A 22,335-nucleotide genomic window follows, 5' to 3' on the forward strand; every position below is an offset into this window, starting at 1 on the left:
GACGCGTGGCGGAAGCACTCGAGGATCGTCCCGGAGCTGGTGCTTCGCGCCAGATTGCCACTCTCGGGCGGACCGCGCCCGCGGATCCACCGAGATGTGCATATATCTGTCGCTCGAAGCGGTGAACTCTGCGACGGCAGACCGTATTTGGGCGTAACACTGGCAGTTCCCCTACTGTCCCCTACCGTTGGCGCGGTCCTCCGGAAGGACCCAGAAGGAGACAGCCATGCAGTACGGTCCCGCGGTGCGCCGTCGCAAGCTGGGCGCGGAATTGCGGGCGTTGCGCGCCGAGGCCGGGCTCACCAGTGGCGAGGCCGCCTCCCTCGTCGGCTGGCACCAGTCGAAGGTGAGCCGGATCGAGACGGGCCGCAGCGGCGTGAAGGCCGCCGACGTACGACTCCTCCTGGAAGCGTACGGCGTTCAGGACCCGCACCTGCGGGAGCTGCTCGTCGCCCTCGCGGGCGGCGGTGACGAGCACGGGCGCCACCACTGGTGGCACGCCTACCGCGGGCTCCTGCCGCCCGCGTACCGGGACTTCATCAGCCTGGAGTCGCAGGCCTGCCGGGTGCGCACGCTGGAGACGACGGTGGTTCCCGGCCTGCTCCAGACGCCCGAGTACGCCCGCGCGGTGACACGTGCCGCGCTCGGCGGGCGCCCCGAGGAACAGGTCGAGGCCCTCGTGCAGGTGCGCCTCGCCCGCCAGGACGTGCTGCGCAGCGAGCCGCCGCTGCGGCTGAGCGTGGTCCTGGACGAGGCGGTGCTGCGGCGGCAGGTGGGCGGTCCCGAGGTGCTTTCCGGACAATTGCGCCGGTTACTGGACGCGGCTCGGCTGCCTCAAGTGCGGCTCCAAGTACTCCCGTTCGCCTCCGGCGAGCACATCGGGCTGATCGGCCCTTTCGTTATTCTCTCCTTTCCAAACATTTCTGATCTGGATGTGGTCGTTCTCGACCACTTGACGAGTAGCCTCTACCTCGAACGGAAAGAAGACCTTCAGGCGTACACCGACGCCTTCAACTCGCTTCGCGGACAGGCGCTTTCCGTTCAGGATTCAATGGATTTCATCGCCGAGTTAGGTGACGGCGCGTAAGGAGGCACCATGACTGCACTGCCTCGGTACGTTCCCTCCAGCACGTCTCTCAGGGGCGCGCGGTGGCGGCGCAGCAGCCGCAGCAACGGAATGAACAACTGTGTGGAGACGGCCCCGCTCGGCGCAGGCCCCCTGACGGGTCTGCTCGCCGTGCGCGACTCCAAGGACACGGCCGGCCCGGCCGTGCTCTTCTCCCCCACGGCCTGGGAAGTCTTCGTCGACGCCCTTCGATGAAGGCTCACGGCCCTTAGGTGAGGCCCGAGTGAGTGCGCCGGACCCTGGACCCAGGTCGTAGGTGCCAGATCTCAGGTGTCAGGGTGCGGTGCGGCTGATCACCCCGACGACCTCGGCGACCTGTGCGTCGCTCAGGTCCGCGCGGGCGGTCAGCCGCAACCGCGAGACGCCGTCGGGGACCGACGGCGGACGGAAGCACCCCACGGCGAGACCGGCGGCACGGCAGTCAGCAGCCCAGCGCACCGCCGCCTCGGGTGACGGGGCGGGCACGGAGACGACGGCGGCGTCCGGGCGGACCGCCGAGAACCCCTCCCCCACCAGCAGTCCGTGGAGCCGACGCGCCACCGCACGCGCGCGTGCGGCGCGCTCGGGCTCGCGGCGGAGCACCCGCAGCGCGGCGAGCGCCGCCCCGGCGGCGGCGGGCGCGAGGCCCGTGTCGAAGATGAACGTACGGGCGGTGTTGACCAGGTGGTCGATGACCCGCGCCGGGCCGAGCACGGCGCCGCCCTGGCTGCCCAGGGACTTCGAGAGCGTGACGGTGACCACCGTGTCGGGCGCCCCCGCGAGCCCGGCGGCGTGCGGCGCGCCCCGGCCGCCGTCGCCCAGGACGCCGAGCCCGTGGGCGTCGTCGACCACGAGGCCCGCGCCGGACGCGCGGCAGGCGGCGGCCAGTTCGGCCAGCGGCGCGGCGTCACCGTCCACCGAGAACACCGAGTCCGTCACGGCGATCGCGGGTCCCTCGTGGGCGCCGAGCGCCTTGCGCGCCGCCTCGGGGTCCGCGTGCGGCACGACCTGGGTGGTGCCGCGCGCGAGGCGGCAGCCGTCGATCAGGGAGGCGTGGTTGCCCGCGTCCGAGACGATCAGCGTGCCGTAGGGGGCCAGGGCGGTGACGGCCGCGAGGTTCGCCGCGTAGCCGGAGGACAGCACGAGGGCGGCCTCGAAGCCGCAGAAGGCGGCCAGTTCCCGCTCGAGGTCCGCGTGCAGTTCGGTGGAGCCCGTGACCAGGCGCGAGCCGGTGGCGCCGCCGCCCCAGCGGTGGGCGGCGGCGGCCGCGCCCGCGGTGACCTCCGGGTGGCGGGTGAGGCCGAGGTAGTCGTTGCCCGCGAGGTCGAGCAGGGTGGTTTCGGCCGGGCGCGGGCGCAGACCGCGGACGAGCCCGGCGCGTTCGCGCGCCCGCGCCCGCTCGTCGATCCAGTCGAACGGCGCGCTCGTCATGAGGCCTCCAGGTCGTCGTCCGCCTGAGCGGTGCGGGGCGATGCGTTTGTAGACAGTGCACAGACCCTAGCCGTCGCGCCACCGGGCCATGGTGTGGCAATACCCACAGCTGTCAGAGGTTCTGTTGTGTGGTTTCTCCATGGTCAGACGGACCCCGGTACGCCAGGATCGGCGCCATGGATCTGCTCAACACGCTGGTGGACAAGGGGCTTCGGCGCGAGCTGCCGACCCGTGACGAGGCGCTTGCCGTGCTCGCGACCTCCGACGACGAACTGCTCGACGTGGTGGCGGCGGCCGGAAAGGTGCGGCGCCACTGGTTCGGTCGGCGGGTGAAACTGAACTATCTGGTCAATCTGAAGTCGGGCCTGTGCCCCGAGGACTGCTCGTACTGCTCGCAGCGGCTCGGCGCGGACACCGGCATCCTGAAGTACACCTGGCTGAAGCCGGACGAGGCGTCGCAGGCCGCGGCGGCCGGGCTCGCGGGCGGCGCCAAGCGGGTCTGCCTGGTGGCGAGCGGCCGGGGGCCGACGGACCGGGACGTCGACCGGGTCTCGGACACCATCAAGGCGATCAAGGAGAAGAACGAGGGCGTCGAGGTGTGCGCCTGCCTCGGCCTGCTCTCCGACGGCCAGGCCGAGCGGCTGCGCGGCGCGGGCGCCGACGCGTACAACCACAACCTGAACACCTCGGAGTCGACATACGGCGACATCACCAAGACGCACACCTACGCCGACCGCGTCGACACCGTGCAGAAGGCGCACGCGGCCGGTCTGTCGGCCTGCTCGGGGCTGATCTCCGGCATGGGCGAGACGGACGAGGACCTCGTCGACGTCGTCTTCGCGCTGCGCGACCTGGACGCGGACTCCGTGCCGGTGAACTTCCTCATCCCCTTCGAGGGCACCCCGCTCGCCAAGGAGTGGAACCTCACGCCGCAGCGCTGCCTGCGCATCCTCGCGATGGTGCGGTTCGTCTGCCCGGACATCGAGGTCCGCATCGCGGGCGGCCGCGAGCTGCATCTGCGCACGCTCCAGCCGCTGGCCCTGCACCTCGCCAACTCGATCTTCCTCGGCGACTATCTGACCAGCGAGGGCCAGGCGGGCAAGGCCGACCTGGAGATGATCGCGGACGCCGGGTTCGAGGTGGAGACCACGGACCAGGTGACGCTGCCGGAGCACCGCCGGGGCGGAGGCTGTGGTTCCGGTACCGCGTCCGGGGCCGGGGAGGGCGCCGGATGCGGCTCCGTCCGCACCCCCGCCGAAGCGCCCGAGGCCGCCGCGCAGGCCGAGCCGGGCGGTGCGCGGACCGACCTGGTGGCGGTGCGCCGCCGGGGCGCGGGGACGGACGTGGCACCCAATGCCTGACCTGCAGGAGATCCTGGACCTCGACCGCGCCCACGTCTGGCACCCCTACGGGCCGATGCCCGGCCGGCAGGAGCCGCTGGTCGTCGAGGAGGCCGACGGGGTCCGGCTGCGGATCGCGGGCGTCGGCGACGTGGTCGACGGGATGTCGTCGTGGTGGTCGGCGATCCACGGCTACAACCACCCGGTCCTCAACGAGGCGGCGCGCGACCAGCTCGGCCGCATGAGCCACGTCATGTTCGGCGGCCTCACCCACGAGCCCGCCGTGCGCCTGGCCAAGCGCCTCGTCGACCTCACGCCCGAGGGCCTGGAACACGTCTTCCTCTCCGACTCCGGCTCGGTGTCGGTCGAGGTCGCCGTGAAGATGTGCCTCCAGTACTGGCGCTCCGTCGGCAGGCCCGAGAAGCAGCGGATGCTCACCTGGCGCGGCGGCTACCACGGCGACACCTGGCAGCCGATGGCCGTGTGCGACCCGCAGGGCGGCATGCACTCCCTGTGGCAGGGCGTCCTGCCCCAGCAGGTCTTCGCCGACCAGCCGCCCGCGGGCTTCGACGCGTACGACGACGCGTACGCGGCCCACCTCCACGACATCATCGGGCGGCACACCCACGAACTGGCCGGCGTGATCGTCGAGCCGGTCGTGCAGGGCGCGGGCGGCATGCGCTTCCACTCCCCGCGCTATCTGCGGGCGCTGCGCGAGGCCTGCGACGCGCACGACGTGCTGCTCGTGTTCGACGAGATCGCGACGGGCTTCGGCCGCACCGGCGCCCTCTTCGCCGCCGACCACGCGGCCGTCACCCCGGACGTGATGTGCCTGGGCAAGTCGCTGACCGGCGGCTATCTGACGATGGCGGCGACGCTGTGCACCCCGCGCGTCGCCGACGGCATCGCCCGCGGCGAGGTCCCCGTGCTCGCGCACGGCCCGACCTTCATGGGCAACCCCCTGGCCGCCGCGGTGGCGGGCGCTTCCATCGACCTGCTGCTCGGCCAGGACTGGCAGACCGAGGTCAAGCGGATCGAGACGGGCCTGCGGGCCGCCCTCGCCCCGGCCGCGGAGCTGCCGTACGTCCGTGACGTACGGGTCCTCGGCGCGCTCGGCGTCGTCCAGCTCGACCACCAGGTCGACATGGAGGCGGCGACGCGGGCGAGCGTGGCGGCGGGGGTGTGGCTGCGGCCGTTCCGCGACCTCATCTACACGATGCCGCCCTTCATCACCGGGGACGACGACGTGGCGCGCATCGGGCGCGCCGTGTGCGCGGCGGCGCGCGCGAGCGGGGAGGCGCAGGCGTGAGCGTGATCGTGGTGTCCGGCACGGGCACGGAGATCGGCAAGACGGTGACGACGGCGGCCGTGGCCGCGCTCGCGCTCGCCGCCGGGCGCAGCGTGGCCGTCCTCAAGCCCGCGCAGACCGGCGTCGGCCCCGGGGAGCCCGGTGACGTCGCCGAGGTGCAGCGACTCGCGGGCGCCCGGGTGACAGGCGCCGAACTGGCCCGCTTCCCCGAGCCGCTGGCCCCGGCGACGGCCGCGCGGCGCGCGGGGCTCACGCCCGTCACGCCCGGCGACGTCGTCGAGGCCGCGCGGAAGCTGGCGGCCTCGCACGACCTGGTGCTCATCGAGGGCGCCGGGGGGCTTCTCGTGCACCTCGACGGGAGCGGCGCCTCCCTCGCGGACGCGGCGCGCGAGCTGGCGGCGCCGGTGCTCGTCGTCACGGCGCCGGGGCTCGGCACCCTCAACGTGACCCAGCTGACGGGCGAGGCCCTGCGGGCGCGCGGCATCGAAAGCCTCGGCCTGGTCATCGGCAGCTGGCCCGCCGCGCCCGACCTCGCGGCGCGCTGCAACGTCGAGGAGCTGGCCCGGGTGGCGGGTGCGCCGCTGCTCGGGGCGGTGCCCGAGGGGGCCGGGAGGCTGAGCGGGCAGGAGTTCCAGGAGGCGGCCCCGAGGTGGCTGGGGCCGGAGCTGGGGGGCAGGTGGGACGGGATTTCCCTCCCTTAGCCCGCCCCTTCGCACGGGGCGTGGGCGCCGGGCGGGCCGGGCCCGTCCGGCGCCCACGGGCGGGGCCGCGGCCCGGTTGCGGCGGGTCCTGAGAGGGGAAGAACCAGCCATCTCCCCTCCGTGAGGAGGCCACCGTGCCGACCGCCAAGCCGTCCCGCCGCGCCCCCGTCCACCACCCGCTCTTCGCCCGTTGCTATGCCCGCGTCAGCGTCGCGGCCGAACCGGCGATCGCCCCGTACCGCGCGGAGCTGCTCGCCGGGGTCTGTGGCCGCGTCATCGAGGTGGGCGCGGGCAACGGCCTCAACTTCCCGCACTACCCCGCCGCCGTCTCCGAGGTCGTCGCGATCGAACCGGAGCGTCTGCTGCGCCAGTTGGCCGTCTCGGCGGCGCTGCGCGCGGACGTGCCGGTCGACGTGGTGCCGGGCGCGGCGGAGGCCCTGCCGGTCAAGAGCGAGGCCTTCGACGTGGCCGTCGCCTCGCTGGTGCTGTGCAGCGTGCGGGACGTGCCGCGCGCGCTCGCGGAGCTGCGGCGGGTGCTTCGGCCGGGCGGCGAGCTGCGGTTCTTCGAGCACGGGCGGGCGCGGGGCGTGGCCTTCGCCACGGCCCAGCGCGCCCTGGACCGCACGGTGTGGCCGCTGCTGTTCGGCGGCTGCCACACCGCGCGGGACCCGGTGGGCGCGCTGCGCGCGGCCGGGTTCGAACTCGGCCCCTACCGCCGGATCCTGGTGCCCGCGAAGCGCCCGCGCCTGCCCACGTCGCCGTGCGTCCTCGGCACCGCCTGGCGGCCGTCGGAGGACGGGGCCTGAGCGGTCTCAGGGGGCTGGATCAGAGAGGCTGGATCAGAGGAGCTGGACGAGATTCACCGCGTTGCCGTCCGGGTCCTTGATGTGGGCGACCCGCTGACCCCACGGCATGTCGTTCGGCGGCCCGAGAACCCGGCCGCCGAGGTCCTCCACGGGGCCGAGGAGCGCGTCCACGTCGTCGACGGTGACACTGAGCAGCGAGCGCTGGGGCGCGTCCAGCGGGGCCTTCTCGTCGGCGACGATGCCGAGTTCGGACTCCCGTACGCGCAGGCCCACGAAGAACACCGGGCCTTCCTCGGGAACGCGGGTGGTCTGTTCGGCGCCCAGGAGCTGGGCGTAGAAGGACTGGAGCCGGATCACGTCCGGGGTGATGAGCATCGGCTGGATGGTGGCAGGCATGCCTGGCCTCCTGGGAGTCGTGAACGGGCACGGGGGTGGGAAACGGGCCTGTGGGGGTGACCGGCACGGGGCGCGAAACTCATCGCTGCCGGTGGCCGCACCCCCGCCCGCACCGCCGCTCGCCTTGCCGCCCGGCCGGGGACCTGGGCACGGCCCGCTTCGGGCTGCCCTGACGGGGGTGCGGCCACCGGCTCTCTACTGACCGCCCGGCCACGGGCGCGGACCACTGAACCTGCCTTTCGGGCTTCCCGACCACAGGCGCGGGCCACCGGGCCGCTCACAGGCCATTCAGCCGGGGTTGCGGACCACCGGCCACCGCTGGCCGCCTGGCCGTGGGTGCGGACCACCGGCTCGGGGCTGCCCGGTCCGAATGCGGGCCACCGGCCCGCCGACAAGCCACCCGGCCACGAGCACGGGCACGGGCCACCGACCGCAACAGACCACCCGGCCACAGGCACGTACCACCGGACCGCTAGCAGCTGCCCGGTCGGGATACGGGCCACCGGCCCGCCGACAGGCCGCCCGGTCACAGGCGCGGGCACGGACCACCGGATCGCTCTTCGGGCTTCCCGGCCAAGGGCGCGGGCTACCGCCGGGCTTCGCCCGGTCAGGAACGCGGGCCACCCGCCCGGCGGCGCCGAGCGCCCACGGTCACGCGGGGGCACACCGCGACGCGGAGGCGCACGGTCGCAGGGGCCCCGGTGATCGCGCCCGTCACCGGCTCCACTGGCGCAGTTCCCGCGCTATCTCCCCGACGCCCGCCGCGTCCTCCTTCACCAGGCGGGCGAGGTCGCGCACCTGCTCGGGCGAGGTCACGACCTTCACTCCGCTCGCGACCAGATAGGCGTACGCGACGGACACCGCGAAGAGCGCGTTCGAACGCTCCAGGGCGGGGACGTGGAGCAGTACTTGGAGCAGGGCGGCGGCGCGGTCGTGCGGTCCCTCGTAGACGGGGACGTCGAAGATCTCGGCCCGGTGCCGGGCCACGGCGGCCATCAAGGCGCCCCAGTCGGTGACTTGGGGGTCTCCCGGAGTCTTCTGTTCAGCGATCATCAGGAGCCAGGCGAGGTCGATGCGGAGGTTCAAGAGTCAGCGACGACCTTCGCGGTCCGCGCCGAACTCCTCGGCGAACACGCCCTCGTACTGCTTCATGAAGTCGGCGGCGGCCTCCACGAACGTATGGCCGAGCTCGCCGACGTCCTGTTTGACCAGCTCTTCGATGTACCGGTTCACGCTCATGCCGCGGGCCAGGGCCCGCTCGCGCGCGGCCCGGGCGGTGTGCTCGTCCACCCGCACGTTCAGCTGCGTCTTCGCCATGCCCTCAAGCTAGCGCCGCCGCGCTAGCACCGACAAGGGCGCCAGGACCGTGCCCCTTACATACGTCCGGGTGCCCGACCTGCGAGGGATACCGGCCAGTTGACCCCGCGCCTACCCTCTGAACCCTCTCCACTCCTGTGCCGCGCCCGCCCGGCCCGGCCGACGGCCTCAACGAGGGAGGCGGCCTTGTCCACACCCGCTACGACGCCGCACGCGGAACGCGCCGAGCCCCCGGGCTCCGCCGCCCGCGCCCGTGGCCTGACCAAGGCCTACGGCTCGGGCGAGACCGCGGTGCTCGCCCTGGACGCGGTGGACGTCGACATCGCGCGACGCCGGTTCACGGCCGTGATGGGCCCCTCCGGCTCCGGCAAGTCCACGCTGATGCACACCCTCGCCGGGCTCGACTCGGTCTCGGCGGGCCAGGTGTGGCTCGGCGAGACCGAGATCACCGGGCTCAAGGAGCGCGAGCTGACGCGGCTCCGGCGGGACCGGGTGGGCTTCATGTTCCAGTCGTTCAACCTGATCCCGACGCTCAACGCCCGCGAGAACATCACGCTGCCCATGGACATCGCGGGCAAGCGCCCCGACGCCGAGTGGCTGGAACACGTCATCGACGCGCTCGGCCTGCGCGACCGGCTCCGGCACCGGCCCGCGCAGCTGTCCGGCGGGCAGCAGCAGCGCGTCGCCTGCGCGCGGGCCCTCGCCTCCCGCCCCGAGCTGATCTTCGCCGACGAGCCGACCGGCAACCTCGACTCGCGGGCCGGGCTCGAAGTCCTCGGCTTCCTGCGCGACGCCGTGGACGCGCTGGGCCAGACGGTGGTGATGGTCACGCACGACCCGGGCGCGGCCGCCCACTCCGACCTGGTGCTCTTCCTCGCCGACGGCCGGATCGTGGACGAGATGGACCGGCCGACGGCGGAGGCCGTCCTGGAGCGCATGAAGCGGTTCGACGTACTGCACGCGGTGCCGCGCGACGCCGAAGGCCCGGCGCAGAGCACCCCCGACGAAGGCTGAGGCGGACGGTCGTGCTCAAGTCCACGCTCCGGAGCTTCCTCGCCCACAAGGGCAGGCTGTTCCTCTCCGCGCTCGCGGTGGTCCTCTCGGTGGCGTTCGTCGCGGGCAGCCTGATCTTCTCGGACACCGTCAACCGCACCTTCGACCGGCTCTTCGCCTCCACCTCGGCCGACGTCGCGGTCTCCCCCAAGGACGACGACGGGCGCGTGTCGACGGGACACACCCCGACGCTGCCCGCCGCCGTGGCGAAGGACGTCGGGAAGGTCGACGGCGTCGCGGCCACCCACGTCGACGTGTCCGTGGAGGACGTCACCGTCGTCGACCGCGACAACGACGCGGTGGGCCCGACGACCGGCGCCCCCACCATCGCCCTCAACTGGTACGCGACCGAGCGCAGCCCGGTGCGGCTCACCTCGGGCCACGTTCCGCGCGGCCCTCATCAGGCCCTGCTCGACGCGGACACGGCCGACAAGAGGGACGTGGGGATCGGCGACACGATGACGGTGATCGCCGCGCCCGGCTCGTTCCGGGTCGAGGTCGTCGGCATCGTCACGTTCCGCACCACCAATCCCGGTGCCGCCCTGGTCTTCCTGGACACCCCGACCGCGCAGACCAAGCTGCTCGGCGATAAGGACGCGGCGACGAGCGTCGCCGTGGACGCGGCGCCCGGCGTGAGCGACGCCGAGCTGAAGCGGCGCGTAGCCGCCCGGCTCGGCTCGACGTACGAGCTGAAGACCGCGGCCGAGCAGGCCGAGTCCGCCGCGGCCGCGCTCGGCGGGTTCATGGACGTCATCAAGTACGTGATGCTCGGCTTCGCCGGGGTCGCCGTCCTCGTCGGCGTGTTCCTGATCGTCAACACCTTCTCCATGCTCATCGCGCAGCGCACCCGCGAGCTGGGGCTGCTGCGCGCGCTCGGCGCCGACCGCAGACAGGTGCGCCGCTCGGTGCTCATCGAGGCCGTGCTGCTCGGTCTGGCGGGCTCCACCCTGGGGCTCGGCGCCGGGATCGGGCTCGCGGCCGGGCTCATCGAACTGATGGGTCTGCTCGGCATGAACCTGAAGTCGACGGAGATGGTGATCGGCTGGCCGACGCCCGTCGCCGCGTACGTCGTGGGCGTGGGGGTCACGTTCGTCGCCGCCTATCTGCCCGCGCGCCGGGCCGCGGGGGTCTCGCCGATGGCCGCGCTCGCGGACGCCGAGATCGCCGGTGTGGGGCGGCCGCTGCGGCTGCGGGCGCTCGTGGGGACGGTGATCGGGGCGGCCGGGGCGGCGGCGCTCGTGGGGTGCGCGGCCACGGGCGACACCTCGACGTCGGCCTCGCTGCTCGGGCTCGGCGTCGCCCTCACCCTCGTCGCCATGGTCGTGGCGGGCCCGCTGCTCGTCCGCCCGGTGATCCGGGTGCTCGGCGGTGCCTTCCCCGCGGTCTTCGGGTCCGTGGGCCGCATGAGCCAGCGCAACGCGCTGCGCAACCCGCGCCGCACGGGTGCGACGGCCGCCGCCCTGATGGTGGGGCTCGCGCTGGTGGGCGGCCTGTCCGTGGCGAGCGCGTCGATGACGAAGTCGTTCGACGAACAGATCGACAAGACGCTGGGCGCGGACTTCGTGGTCAACGGCGCCGCCAACCCCTTCACCCCGTTCCCCGCCGAGGTCACCGAGAAGGTGCGGGCGACGGAGGGCGCGGGGCTCACCGTCCGCAACCGCTTCGCGACCCTGAAGCTGCGCACGCCCGACGGCAGGACCGTGAAGTCCACCGTCGCGGGCTACGGCGCCCGGGTCGACGAGGTCCTCAACCTCTCGTACGCGCGCGGCAGTACGGCCCGGGCGCTGGCCCCCGGACACGTCGCGATGGACAAGGACTTCGCCGAGGACCACGGCGTACGCGTCGGTTCGGTGCTGCCCGTGGAGATCGCGGACCGGCGCGCGGCCGACCTCACGGTCGGCGCGCTCACCGACATGGACCTCGCGGAAGGGCCCGGCCTGGAGGGCGGGATCTTCATGGGGCTCGGCACGCTGGAGAAGTACGTCCCCGACGGACAGGACGCCACGCTCTACGTCAACGCCGCCGAGGGCACGGACGCCGGCACGCTGCGGGACCGGCTCGAGTCCGTGCTCGACCCGTACCCGCAGCTGAAGGTGCTCGACCAGGCCGACTACAAGAAGCTGATCCGCGAGCAGATCGCCGTGCTGCTCTACCTGGTGTACGCGCTGCTCGGCCTCGCGATCGTCATCGCCGTGCTCGGCGTGGTCAACACCCTCGCCCTGTCGGTCGTGGAGCGCACCCGGGAGATCGGGCTGCTGCGTGCGATCGGCCTCGCGCGGCGGCAGCTGCGGCGCATGATCCGCCTGGAGTCGGTGGTGATCGCGGTGTTCGGCGCGGTGCTCGGGCTCGCACTCGGCCTGGTGTGGGGCGTGTCGATGCAGCAGGTCCTGGCGCTGCAAGGGCTGAAGGCGTTCGCGGTGCCGTGGTCGACGATCGTCGCCGTGGTGGTCGGTTCGGTGGTCGTGGGGATCGTGGCGGCCCTGCTCCCGGCGCTGCGGGCGTCGCGCATGAACGTGCTGGAGGCGATCGCGCACGAGTGAGAGGGCGGGAGACCGGGAGGCCCGGGGCGGCGGGAGACCAGGGTGCTGCTTCGGGCGCCGCCTCGGGTGCCGTCTCGGCTGCCGGGAGGCCGGAGCGCCGCCTCGGGTGCCGGGAGGCCGGAGCGCCGCCTCGGGTGCCGGGAGGTCGGAGCGCCGCCTCGGGTGCCGGGAGGCCGCGGGCCTGTGGCGCCCGGCCGCCGCGCGTCCGGGCACGGCCGTCACGGGCCCGGCGCCCGGCGCCGCCACGAAGCGTTCTGGCGGCGCCCCGGGGCCGGATGATGGACTCGGGCGTACCCGTGCCGATCCCCGTGCACCACTGGAGAGTTGATGCCCGTGCGCCCCTTCCGTTTCGGCGTCACCATGCTCACGCCCGCCCCGCGCGCCGAGTGGCGCGAGAAGTGCCGTACGGCGGAGCGCCTCGGCTACGACGTCATCCTGGTCGCGGACCATTTGGGCATGCCCGCGCCGTTCCCCGCGGTCGTGGCCACGGCGGAGGCCACCGAGCAGGCCCGCGTCGGTACGTTCGTCCTGAACACGGGCTTCTTCAACCCGACGCTGCTCGCACGCGACGTGGCCACCACCGACCTGCTCACCGACGGCAGGCTCGAACTCGGCCTCGGCACCGGGTACGTGCAGGCCGAGCACGACGCCGCGGGCCTGCCGTTCGGCTCGCCGGGCGAGCGCGTGACGCATCTGCGGCGCACCGTGGAGGAGCTGGACCGGGCCTTCGCCGACGAGGAGTTCCAGCCTCGGCCCCTCCAGCGCCCGCGCCCGCCGCTGCTCATCGGCGGCAGCGGCGACCGCATGATGCGGCTCACCGCCGAGCACGCCGACATCGCCGCTTTCACCGGCGCCCGTGCGGTACCGGGAGACAGGGGCGGCAAGCTGGTCCCCCTCTCGCCCGAGGAACTGGACGAAAGGGTCGCCGCCTACCGGCGGTTCGCGGCCGGACGGGCCGAGCGCGCCGAGCTGAACCTGATCGTCCAGACGATCCTCATCACCGACGACCGGCGCGCGGCCGTACAGGAGTTCGTCGACCGCATCCCGCACCTGACGACCGACAGCGCCCTCGACCTGCCGATCGTGCTCATCGGCACCGTCCGCCAGATCGCCGACCAACTGCGCGCCCAGCGCGAGCGCTACGGCTTCTCCTACATCTCGGTCCTGGAGGCGTACTACGAGGCGTTCGGCCCCGTGATCGAGGAGCTGCGCGGCGAGTGACGTACCGCGCGTGCGGCATGCCGCAGCGCGCGGCCGACGTGACGCAGCTGTGCGTGCGGCGCGCCGGTCCGCTGTCCGGATTCTGAAATTCCGGGCGGCGGAGCCACGGCCGGTGATGGGATGCGGCCATGGATGATCTACGGATTCGGCCCGCTCTGCCCGGCGACCTGGACGCGGTCCTCGCCTTCTGGAAGGCGGCCGCGGAGGGCACGAGCATCAGCGACGACCGCGCGGGCGTGGAGCGCCTCGTGGCCCGCGACCCCGACGCACTGCTCCTGGCCGAGCGCGGCGGCGAGCTGGTGGGCACGGCGATCGCGGGCTTCGACGGCTGGCGGTGCCATCTGTACCGGCTCGCCGTACACCCCGACCAGCGGCGGCGCGGGATCGGCTCGGCGCTGCTCGCGGCGGCGGAGCAGCGGTTCGCGGCGCTCGGCGGGCGCCGCGCGGACGCCATGGTGCTCAACCGCAACGAGCGGGCCCACCACGCCTGGCACGCGGCCGGGTACACGCCGGAGCCGCAGTGGAGCCGCTGGGTGAAGCCCCTCGACGGGTGACGTCCGGCTTCGTCACTTTCCGCGTACTCTTCATGGTCGCTCACTACGGAGCGTAATGCTCCTAGTGGTGCTTTGCTGATCCTTTAACATGGATGGACCCCTGTAACCCCGACGAAAGGTGTGAGCGTCCGCCCATGGGCGAGCCTCCTAGTACCCGACATCGCGCATTCACCACGCCCCTGGCCGATCATGGGACGGAGGTGACCCGATGACCGAAGTGCTCCTGCTCCTCGTGGCGGTACTGCTCTCGCTCGCGTGCGGCGTCTTCGTCGCGGCGGAGTTCTCGCTCACGACCGTCGAGCGCAGCGAACTGGAGAGCGCGGCGGAGCGCGGCGAACGCGGCGCCGAGAGCGCCCTCAAGGCGGTCAAGAACCTCACGTTCCAGCTCTCCGGCGCACAGCTCGGCATCACCGTGACCGGCCTCGTCGTCGGCATGCTGGCCAAGCCCGCGATCGGCGATCTGATCGAGGGCCCGCTCGGCTCCGTCGGCGTGCCCGAAGGAGCCGCGTCGACCGTCGCCCTGCTGCTGGGCACGGCGCTGTCCACGGTCTTCCTGATGGTCGTCGGCGAGCTGGTGCCCAAGAACTGGGCGATCTCCTCGCCGCTGCCCATCGCCAAGCGCGTCGCGACCCCGCAGCGGATCTTCAGCGCGGCCTTCCGGCCCTTCATCACGCATCTGAACAACACCGCGAACCACGCCGTGCGCCGCATGGGCATGGAGCCCGCCGAGGAGCTCGCCTCCGCGCGCGGCCCCAAGGAGCTCGCGGCCCTGGCCCGGCACTCCGCGAAGGAAGGCGCCCTGGAGCCGGAGGCCGCCGAGCGGTTCATGCGCACGCTGAACCTCGCCGACCTGACCGCCGAGAACGTGATGACCCCGCGGGTCCAGGTCGTGGCCCTGGAGGCCCAGGCCACCTGCCAGGACGTCGCCAACGCGACCCGCGGGACCGGCCTGTCGCGCTTCCCCGTCTACCAGGGCTCCCTCGACACGGTCGTCGGCGTCGTCCACATCAAGGACGTCATCGCGCTGCCCGCCGAGCGCAGGCCGCGGCTGCCCGTCCGCGAGCTCATGCGCGAGCCGCTGCTCGTACCGGAGTCCCTGACCGTCGACCGGCTGCTCGACCGGCTGTCGGGCAAGCGCACCATGGCCGTCGTCATCGACGAGTACGGCGGCACCGCGGGCGTCGCCACGCTCGAGGACATCGTCGAGGAAGTCGTCGGAGAGGTACACGACGAGCACGACCCGCACGAGACGCCCGACCTGGCCGCCGTCGGCACCGACGAGGACGGCCGCGAGCTGTACTCGGCGGACGGCGCGGCCCGCACCGACGAGCTGGCCCGCGTGGGCCTGCGCGTACCGGAAGGACCCTACGAGACGCTCGCCGGAGTCGTCGCGACCGAGCTCGGCCGCATCCCCGCGGTCGGCGACCGCGTCGACGTCGGCGGCTGGCACCTGGAGGTCGTGGACGCGGGCGGCCGGCGCGCCGCGCGCGTCCTGCTGCACGCCCCGGCGCCGGGCGACGACGCGGACGCAGGGGACGGCGAGGGCGACGGATACGGCCGCGAGGGCCGCCACGGGGGCGGCGGGCTGCGCGGGGCCCGGACCCGTGCGCACCACGACAAGGCACGCGGGGACTCCCGCGAGCGGCACGAAGGCTCACGCGAGCGAGGCGGAGACTCCCGTGGGCGAGGCGGTGAGTCCCGTGGGCGGCACGAAGACTCCCGCGAGCGAGGCGGAGACTCCCGTGGGCGGGACGAGAAGGGGAAGGGCGAGCGATGACCGTCATCCAGTTGCTGATCGGCCTGGCGACGCTCGTCGTCAACGCCTTCTTCGTGGGTGCCGAGTTCGCGCTGATCTCGGTGCGCCGCAGCCAGATCGAACCGCACGCCGAGGACGGCGACCGGCGCGCCAAGAGCGTGCTGTGGGGGCTCCAGCACGTGTCCGTGCTGATGGCCGCGGCCCAGCTCGGCATCACGCTGTGCACGCTGGTGCTCGGCGTGGTCGCCGAACCGGCGATCGCGCACCTGCTGGAGCCGCTGTTCGACGCGGTGGGCGTGCCGCACGGCCTGGTCCACCCCATCTCGTTCGTCATCGCGCTCGCCGTGGCGACGTATCTGCACATGCTGCTCGGCGAGATGATCCCCAAGAACGTCGCCCTGGCCGAGCCGGTACGCAGCGCGCTGCTGCTCGGGCCGCCGCTGGTGGCGCTGGCCCGCGCGCTGCGCCCGGTGGTCTTCACCGTCAACGCGTTCGCCAACGGGATCCTGAAGCTGCTGCGGGTCGAGACCAAGGACGAGGTCGCGGCGACCTTCTCGGACGCCGAACTGGCCCGCATGGTGCAGGACTCCAGCGACGCCGGACTGATCGACGACCGCGCCCAGGAACGGCTGCACGACGCGCTCGAGCTCGGCCGCCGCCCGGTCCGCGACGTGGTGCTCCCCCTGGAACGCGTGGTCTACGCGCGCGTGGGCGTCACCCCGGAGAAGCTGGAGCGTCTGTCGGCGGACAGCGGCTTCTCGCGCTTCCCCGTCGTCGACGAGGGGCGGCGGATCGTCGGCTATCTGCACGTCAAGGACGCGCTGGAGGTCGGCCCACGCGACCTGCCCTTCCGGGTGGCGGACATGCGGCCGATCGCGCGCGTCCGCGAGACCACGCCGCTGGACGACGTGCTCACGGCCATGCGGGGCAGCCGTACGCACGTGGCCGCCGTGCTCGGCGCGGACGGCCGCCTGGCGGGCATGGTCACGATGGAGGACGTGCTGCGGGAGCTGTTCGGGCAGCCCGTCTAGCTCCGCCTGCGCGAGCTCCGCGGAGGGCGCGCTTCCGTCAGACGACGGGGGCGCGCCCTCCGCCGTCCGGGGTCTCCGTGAAACCGGGTCCGGGCGGGCCGACCTTCGCCGAGCCGAGCGCGGTGAGGACGGCGAGCAGCGCGGCCATGCCCGCGGTGCCGAGGGCCGCCGCCCAGGCCACGTCCAGGAGGTTCGTCGCCCCGGCGACGAGGATCGCGGCGAGTGCCTGCGCGAAGGTGCGGACGGCACGCTCCGCGGTGGCTTTCCAGAAGGCAGCGCTCCACATGGCGGCCCCCTCTCCAGGAGCGAGGCCTCACGGTTGAGCCCTCAACTGCCCTTATCGTCGCGCCCCTTGGCACCGCTTGTCGACGCGTCGGCCGCCCCGGGCATGAGGGCCTCCTGGAGCCGGGTGAGGAAGGCGTGGGCGGCGGGCCCCTGCGGACCGTCGGCGCGGCGGGCGAGCGCGATCCGGCCGCGCGGCACCGGCTCGGCGAACGGCAGCGCCCGCAGGCCGAGCTCCGCGACCTCCGCCTCCGACGCGGGGAAGACCGCCACGCCCAGGCCGCGCGCCGCCAGCTGGGCGACCAGGTCGGGCGCGGCCGCCTCGAAGGCGACCCGCGGGGCGAACCCGGCCCGCGCACAGGCCCGTTCCAGGGCCGCCCGCAGCCCGGTGCCACGCGGCAGGCTGATGAGGGGCCGCTCGGCGAGCGCGGTCAGGGGGAGGCCGGGGATGGTGGGGCGGGTCGCGCCGACCGCGACCGGGGGAAGGGAGGGGCTGCACGTGGGGGCGTCGCTCGGCGCGGTGTCGGTGTCGGTGTCGGTGTCGTCGTCAGCGTGGCCCGTGTGTTTCTCCGCGTACGCGATCAGTGGGTCGCCCTCGGCCACGACGGCCGCCAGTGGCTCGTCCACCACGATGTCCCAGAGGATGCCCTGCGGCGGGGTGTCGGCCGTCGGGCCGACCAGGGCGATGTCGAGCTCGCCCGCCCGGAGCGCGGCCAGCATGCGCTCCGACGTGTCCTCCGTCAGGGCTATCTCCACGTGCGGATGGTCGTCGTGGAAGTCGGCGAGCAGCTCCGCCACGCCGAACACGCCGGTCGCGGAGCCCGAGACCACCCCGATCGTGACGCGGCCGCGCAGCAGCCCGGTGAACTCGTCGGCCGTCTGCCGCATCCCCTCCACGGCGGCCAGCGCGGCACGGGCGTACGGCAGTACCGCCGCGCCCGCCTCCGTCACCGTGACCGTACGGCCCGAACGGTCCAGGAGCCGCTGCCCCAACTCCCGCTCCAGCTGGCGCACCTGGGCACTCACCCCGGGCTGCGCCACGTGCAACCGGGCGGCGGCGCGGGTGAAGTTGGCCTCTTCCACGACGGTCAGGAAGTACCGCAGCTGGCGAAGTTCCATAACCAGGAATGCTAGTCACGAGACGTACTGACTCTTGGACTTGTCGTACCGCCCCTTAGATCTTGGAACCATAGGGAACACACGGAGCACGGGTCCCGAAACCACGTCGGAACAGCGCATACGGGCCGCCATCGCGGCCGAGCGCCACGAGCTGGCCGACCTCCTGGAGAGCCTGACGCCCGAGCAGTGGGACGCGCCGTCGCTGTGCGCGGGCTGGCGGGTGCGGGAGGTCGCGGCGCACATGTCGCTCGGCTTCCGCTACCCGCTCCCCCGCGTCCTGGGGCAGCTCGTCAGGGCGGGCGGCAGTCTGCACCGCATGACGGACCGGTGCGCCCGCGCGGACGCGGCGGCGTACGGGACGGACGAGCTCGCCGGTTTCCTGCGCGCGCACGCGCACCACCCGTGGACCCCGCCGGTGGGCGGCTTCGCCGGGGCGCTCGGCCACGACGTCGTGCACGGCATGGACATCACGGTGGCCCTCCGCCTGGACCGGCGCGTACCGGAGGACCGGGTGCGGATCCTTCTGGACCACGTCACCGTGAAGGGCGCCAAGTTCTTCGGCGCCGACCTCGCCGGGGTCCAGCTGTGCGCCGACGACCTCGACCGGACGTACGGCTCCGGGGCGCCGCTGCGGGGAGCGGGCCAGGACCTGCTGCTCGCCGCGTTCGGCCGCGCGGTGCCGCGGGGGCGGCTGCACGGGGAGCCGAGCGGGCGCTTCACGGCGGCCTGAGCGCGGGGCTGGGCGCCAGGCAGGGCCGGGCCCCGGCGGGGCCGGGCTTCCTGCAGGGCCGGGCTTCCGGCGGGGCCGGGCTTCCGGCAGCCTGAGCGGGTGCTTCGCGGAGCCCGGTGCGCGGGCCCGGGTGCCGTCGGCGGCTCGGGCCCGGCCCGCACCCGCGGGATACCATCGACTCCGCCATGCAGATCAACGCCACCTACTCCAGCCTCGTCGCGGTCGGCGACTCCTTCACCGAGGGCATGTCCGACCTGCTGCCCGACGGCGGCTACCGCGGCTGGGCGGACGTCCTGGCCGAGCGCGTCGCCGCCCGCACCCCCGGATTCCGGTACGCCAACCTCGCCGTGCGGGGCAAGCTCATCGGGCAGATCGTCGACGAGCAGGTCGGCGTCGCCGCCGCGCTCGGCGCCGATGTGATCACGCTCGTGGGCGGCCTCAACGACACCCTGCGCCCCAAGTGCGACATGGGACGCGTACGAGGTCTGCTCGAACAGGCCGTGGAGACCCTCGCCCCGTCCTGCAAGCAGCTCGTCCTGATGCGCAGCCCGGGCCGCAACGGCCCGGTGCTCGAACGGTTCCGGCCCCGCATGGAGGAGCTCTTCTCCCACGTCGACGACCTCGCGGCCCGCCACGGCGCCGTCGTCGTCGACCTCTACGGGTCGGCGGCGCTCGGCGACCAGCGCATGTGGGACGTGGACCGGCTGCATCTGACCGCGGAGGGGCACCGCAGGGTCGCCGAGGCGGTCTGGCAGACGCTCGGGTACGCGCCGCAGGAGGACTGGCAGGCACCGCTGCCCGTCGCCGTGCCCCCGTCCTGGTCCGCGCGGCGCGTCGCCGACGCCCGCTTCGCCCGGCAGCATCTGGCCCCGTGGATCGGCCGTCGGCTGACGGGCCGCTCCTCCGGCGACGGCCGGACGGGCGCCCACGTGGACCCCGCGACGGGCCGCGCCTTCTGGGTCACGCCGACCGACACCGCGACGCCCGGCCCGGTCCAGGGCTGGCACCGCGTGGAGGCGGGCCCTTCCTGAGCCCGCGGCACAGCCCGCTCGTGCCCGGCACAGCCCGCTCGTGCCCGGCACAGCCCGCTCGTGCCCGGCACAGCCCGCTCGTGCCCGGCACAGCCGGGTAGCCCGTAGCCGGGTACAAGCGGTACCCCCTTGCCCGGAATGTCGCCGCGAACCCGGGAGTTGGCCGGAGCAGAAGTCGATCACTCCTGCTCCCCACCCCGACAAGGATCGCGCCATGACCACCCCGCCTCCCGACCCTCGCCCCACGGCCCCCGCCGCTGCCGTGCCCGGCCCGGGGACCCTGCACGGCCGTACCGTCGTCCTCATCGGCGGCGGCTCCGGCATCGGGCTGCGCGTCGCCCACCAGGCGGTCGCGGCCGGTGCCCGGGTGGTGCTCGGCGGCCGGTCCGCGGACCGGCTCGCCGCCGCGGCCCAGGACCTGGGGGACGCCGCGACCTGGCGCACGGTGGACGTCACCGACCGCGCCTCCCTCGCCGCGTTCTTCGCCCCCGTGGAACGCGTCGACCACCTCCTCACCACCGCGGGCACCTACCGGGTCGGCCCCATGCTGGAACTGAGCGACGAGGACGCCGAGAGCCCCTTCGTCACCAAGTTCTGGGGCCAGTACCACGCGGTGCGGCTCGCCGCGCCCAAGCTCACAGCCGATGGGTCCGTGGTCCTGATGTCCGGCGCCGCGGGCGCCCGCCCACCGGGCCCCGCGCCCGCCTACGCCGCCTGCAACGCCGCCCTCGAAGGCCTCGCCCGCGGCCTCGCCGTCGAGCTCGCCCCTATCCGCGTCAACGTCGTCTCCCCCGGCACCATCGACGGCAACCTGTGGCAGGGCCGCCCCGCCGAAGCCCGCGAGCAGGCCTTCGCCCAGTACCGCAGGGACACCCTCCTGCACCGCCTCGGCAGCGAGGACGAGATCGCCCACGCGGTGCTCTATCTGTTGGGGAACGGGTATACGACGGGGTCTACGTTGTATCCGGACGGGGGCTACACGCTGAGGTGACCGTCATAACGGGGAGGGCGGGGCCCCCTCCCCCTCCCCACCCCGCCCCCTCCCCTCGTAGATTCAGACGAACCCAGCCATGGCGCTGGCCTGCAGAAACCGCCAGTAGAATGGCCGACTGTGACTGCTGCGCCTGCTAAGCCCCGTATCCCGAACGTCCTCGCCGGGCGTTACGCCTCCGCCGAGCTCGCCACGCTCTGGTCGCCCGAGCAGAAGGTCAAGCTCGAGCGTCAGCTCTGGCTCGCCGTGCTGCGCGCGCAGAAGGACCTCGGCATCGAGGTGCCGGACGCGGCGCTCGCCGACTACGAGCGGGTCCTCGACCAGGTCGACCTGGCCTCCATCGCCGAGCGCGAGAAGGTCACGCGCCACGACGTGAAGGCCCGCATCGAGGAGTTCAACGCCCTCGCCGGACACGAGCACGTCCACAAGGGCATGACCTCCCGCGATCTGACGGAGAACGTGGAGCAGCTGCAGATCCGGCTCTCCCTGGAGCTGGTGCGGGACCGCACGGTGGCGGTGCTCGCACGGCTCGGCCGACTCTCCGGCGAGTACGCGGAGCTGGTCATGGCGGGCCGCTCGCACAACGTGGCCGCCCAGGCGACGACCCTCGGCAAGCGCTTCGCGACCGCCGCCGACGAGCTGCTCGTCGCCCATCGCCGTGTTGAGGACCTCCTCGGCCGCTATCCGCTGCGTGGCATCAAGGGCCCCGTCGGCACCGCCCAGGACATGCTGGACCTCCTCGGCGGCGACGCGGACAAGCTCGCCGACCTGGAGCGCCGCATCGCGACGCATCTGGGCTTCGACAGCGCTTTCACCTCCGTCGGTCAGGTCTACCCGCGCTCCCTCGACTACGAGGTCGTCACGGCGCTCGTGCAGCTGGCCGCCGCGCCGTCGTCCCTGGCGAAGACGGTCCGGCTGATGGCCGGGCACGAGCTGGTCACCGAGGGCTTCAAGCCGGGCCAGGTCGGCTCGTCCGCCATGCCGCACAAGATGAACACCCGCTCCTGCGAGCGTGTCAACGGTCTGACCGTCATCCTGCGCGGCTATGCCTCCATGACCGCCGAGCTGGCCGGCGACCAGTGGAACGAGGGCGACGTGTCGTGCTCCGTGGTCCGCCGCGTGGCCCTGCCCGACGCGTTCTTCGCGCTGGACGGGCTCTTGGAGACGTTCCTGACGGTGCTCGACGAGTTCGGTGCGTTCCCCGCCGTCGTCGCCCGGGAGCTGGACCGCTATCTGCCGTTCCTCGCCACCACCAAGGTCCTCATGGCGTCGGTGCGCGCGGGTGTGGGCCGTGAGGAGGCTCACGAGGCGATCAAGGAGAACGCGGTGGCTTCCGCGCTCGCCATGCGAGAGCAGGGTGTCGAGCGCAACGAGCTCCTCGACAAGCTGGCCGCCGACTCCCGCATTCCGCTGGACCGCGCGCAGCTGGACGAGCTGATGGCCGACAAGCTGTCGTTCACCGGTGCCGCCGGCGCCCAGGTCGCCGCGGTCGTCGCGCAGATCGAGGCCGTGCTCAAGGAGCACCCCGCGGCTGCGGCGTACGCGCCGGGCGCGATTCTCTGAGGCGCGGTCTCCCGCGCATCGGGAGGCCTCACTCGTCGGGCGGGCCGTGGTCCGCGTGC

The 22,335-nt window shown here is 73.4% G+C and carries 22 protein-coding genes; 16 read left to right on the forward strand and 6 right to left on the reverse strand.

Annotated features, from left to right (window positions below; translation table 11 throughout):
* The first annotated feature begins 226 nt into the window (after positions 1-226).
* Positions 227-1,087 (forward strand): helix-turn-helix domain-containing protein, encoded by an 861-nt coding sequence (locus MQV74_RS07145; protein WP_242715188.1) that lies wholly within the window; start codon positions 227-229, stop codon positions 1,085-1,087.
* A gap of 9 nt (positions 1,088-1,096) precedes the next feature.
* Complete coding sequence (locus tag MQV74_RS07150; protein ID WP_138958324.1) at positions 1,097-1,321, forward strand: DUF397 domain-containing protein; 225 nt, start codon at positions 1,097-1,099, stop codon at positions 1,319-1,321.
* Between the two features lie 78 nt (positions 1,322-1,399).
* Here the strand turns inward: MQV74_RS07150 and MQV74_RS07155 are convergent, their stop codons facing one another.
* Positions 1,400-2,536, reverse strand: coding sequence for an 8-amino-7-oxononanoate synthase (locus MQV74_RS07155; RefSeq protein WP_242715189.1), 1,137 nt, complete (start codon positions 2,534-2,536; stop codon positions 1,400-1,402).
* Between the two features lie 176 nt (positions 2,537-2,712).
* Here MQV74_RS07155 and bioB point away from each other — a divergent pair, with 176 nt between their 5' ends.
* The 4 genes from bioB to MQV74_RS07175 all read left to right on the forward strand — a co-directional run bounded on the left by bioB (position 2,713) and on the right by MQV74_RS07175 (position 6,692).
* On the forward strand, positions 2,713-3,897 hold the full coding sequence (gene bioB / locus MQV74_RS07160; protein ID WP_242715190.1) for a biotin synthase BioB: 1,185 nt from the start codon (positions 2,713-2,715) through the stop codon (positions 3,895-3,897).
* Positions 3,890-5,185: an adenosylmethionine--8-amino-7-oxononanoate transaminase gene (locus tag MQV74_RS07165; protein WP_242715191.1), complete on the forward strand. Its 1,296-nt coding sequence runs from the start codon at positions 3,890-3,892 to the stop codon at positions 5,183-5,185. Before bioB ends, MQV74_RS07165 begins: the two co-directional genes overlap by 8 nt.
* A complete protein-coding gene (gene bioD / locus MQV74_RS07170) occupies positions 5,182-5,886 on the forward strand; it encodes a dethiobiotin synthase (protein ID WP_242715192.1) in 705 nt (234 codons plus the stop codon). Before MQV74_RS07165 ends, bioD begins: the two co-directional genes overlap by 4 nt.
* Positions 5,887-6,020: 134 nt before the next feature.
* Positions 6,021-6,692 carry a class I SAM-dependent methyltransferase gene (locus tag MQV74_RS07175; protein ID WP_242715193.1) on the forward strand — a complete coding sequence of 224 codons (672 nt, stop codon included), beginning with the start codon at positions 6,021-6,023 and terminating at the stop codon, positions 6,690-6,692.
* A 33-nt stretch (positions 6,693-6,725) separates the two neighbouring features.
* Here MQV74_RS07175 and MQV74_RS07180 read toward each other — a convergent pair whose 3' ends face one another.
* The 3 genes from MQV74_RS07180 to MQV74_RS07190 form a co-directional block, all read right to left on the reverse strand.
* Entirely contained in the window at positions 6,726-7,088 is a 363-nt protein-coding gene (locus MQV74_RS07180) for a VOC family protein (protein ID WP_242715194.1), read from the reverse strand.
* 714 nt (positions 7,089-7,802) lie between these two features.
* Positions 7,803-8,141 (reverse strand): fic family toxin-antitoxin system, toxin component, encoded by a 339-nt coding sequence (locus tag MQV74_RS07185; protein ID WP_242728525.1) that lies wholly within the window; start codon positions 8,139-8,141, stop codon positions 7,803-7,805.
* A gap of 36 nt (positions 8,142-8,177) precedes the next feature.
* Complete coding sequence (locus tag MQV74_RS07190) at positions 8,178-8,405, reverse strand: antitoxin (protein ID WP_150509624.1); 228 nt, start codon at positions 8,403-8,405, stop codon at positions 8,178-8,180.
* 186 nt (positions 8,406-8,591) lie between these two features.
* On the opposite strand from MQV74_RS07190, the gene MQV74_RS07195 reads away from it, so the two are divergent.
* The 6 genes from MQV74_RS07195 (at position 8,592) to MQV74_RS07220 (ending at position 16,560) form a co-directional block, all read left to right on the forward strand.
* A complete protein-coding gene (locus tag MQV74_RS07195; RefSeq protein WP_242715195.1) occupies positions 8,592-9,419 on the forward strand; it encodes an ABC transporter ATP-binding protein in 828 nt (275 codons plus the stop codon).
* Between the two features lie 11 nt (positions 9,420-9,430).
* Positions 9,431-11,998, forward strand: a complete 2,568-nt coding sequence (locus tag MQV74_RS07200; protein ID WP_242715196.1) for an ABC transporter permease — start codon at positions 9,431-9,433, stop codon at positions 11,996-11,998.
* Positions 11,999-12,325: 327 nt separating this feature from the next.
* Positions 12,326-13,219 carry an LLM class F420-dependent oxidoreductase gene (locus MQV74_RS07205; protein ID WP_242715197.1) on the forward strand — a complete coding sequence of 298 codons (894 nt, stop codon included), beginning with the start codon at positions 12,326-12,328 and terminating at the stop codon, positions 13,217-13,219.
* 128 nt (positions 13,220-13,347) lie between these two features.
* Positions 13,348-13,773: a GNAT family N-acetyltransferase gene (locus MQV74_RS07210; RefSeq protein WP_242715198.1), complete on the forward strand. Its 426-nt coding sequence runs from the start codon at positions 13,348-13,350 to the stop codon at positions 13,771-13,773.
* A 208-nt stretch (positions 13,774-13,981) separates the two neighbouring features.
* Complete coding sequence (locus MQV74_RS07215) at positions 13,982-15,550, forward strand: hemolysin family protein (RefSeq protein WP_242715199.1); 1,569 nt, start codon at positions 13,982-13,984, stop codon at positions 15,548-15,550.
* Positions 15,547-16,560, forward strand: a complete 1,014-nt coding sequence (locus MQV74_RS07220; protein WP_242715200.1) for a hemolysin family protein — start codon at positions 15,547-15,549, stop codon at positions 16,558-16,560. Before MQV74_RS07215 ends, MQV74_RS07220 begins: the two co-directional genes overlap by 4 nt.
* A gap of 37 nt (positions 16,561-16,597) precedes the next feature.
* On the opposite strand, the gene MQV74_RS07225 is transcribed toward MQV74_RS07220, so the two are convergent.
* Together MQV74_RS07225 and MQV74_RS07230 are read right to left on the reverse strand one after the other, a co-directional pair.
* Positions 16,598-16,846 carry a holin gene (locus MQV74_RS07225; RefSeq protein WP_242715201.1) on the reverse strand — a complete coding sequence of 83 codons (249 nt, stop codon included), beginning with the start codon at positions 16,844-16,846 and terminating at the stop codon, positions 16,598-16,600.
* Between the two features lie 41 nt (positions 16,847-16,887).
* Positions 16,888-17,961 carry a LysR family transcriptional regulator gene (locus tag MQV74_RS07230; RefSeq protein WP_242715202.1) on the reverse strand — a complete coding sequence of 358 codons (1,074 nt, stop codon included), beginning with the start codon at positions 17,959-17,961 and terminating at the stop codon, positions 16,888-16,890.
* A 118-nt stretch (positions 17,962-18,079) separates the two neighbouring features.
* On the opposite strand from MQV74_RS07230, the gene MQV74_RS07235 reads away from it, so the two are divergent.
* From MQV74_RS07235 to purB, 4 genes are all read left to right on the forward strand, one after another.
* The gene (locus MQV74_RS07235; RefSeq protein ID WP_374120770.1) at positions 18,080-18,691 is read left to right on the forward strand and encodes a maleylpyruvate isomerase family mycothiol-dependent enzyme; all 612 of its coding nucleotides are present in this window, start codon (positions 18,080-18,082) and stop codon (positions 18,689-18,691) included.
* 185 nt (positions 18,692-18,876) lie between these two features.
* A complete protein-coding gene (locus tag MQV74_RS07240; protein WP_242715203.1) occupies positions 18,877-19,722 on the forward strand; it encodes an SGNH/GDSL hydrolase family protein in 846 nt (281 codons plus the stop codon).
* A 214-nt stretch (positions 19,723-19,936) separates the two neighbouring features.
* Entirely contained in the window at positions 19,937-20,713 is a 777-nt protein-coding gene (locus tag MQV74_RS07245; RefSeq protein ID WP_242715204.1) for an SDR family oxidoreductase, read from the forward strand.
* Between the two features lie 120 nt (positions 20,714-20,833).
* Positions 20,834-22,276 (forward strand): adenylosuccinate lyase, encoded by a 1,443-nt coding sequence (gene purB / locus MQV74_RS07250; protein WP_242715205.1) that lies wholly within the window; start codon positions 20,834-20,836, stop codon positions 22,274-22,276.
* The last annotated feature ends 59 nt before the right edge of the window (positions 22,277-22,335 follow it).

Origin of the sequence: Streptomyces sp. AN091965 (genome assembly GCF_022698285.1) — a bacterium.
Classification (GTDB): Bacteria; Actinomycetota; Actinomycetes; order Streptomycetales; family Streptomycetaceae; genus Streptomyces.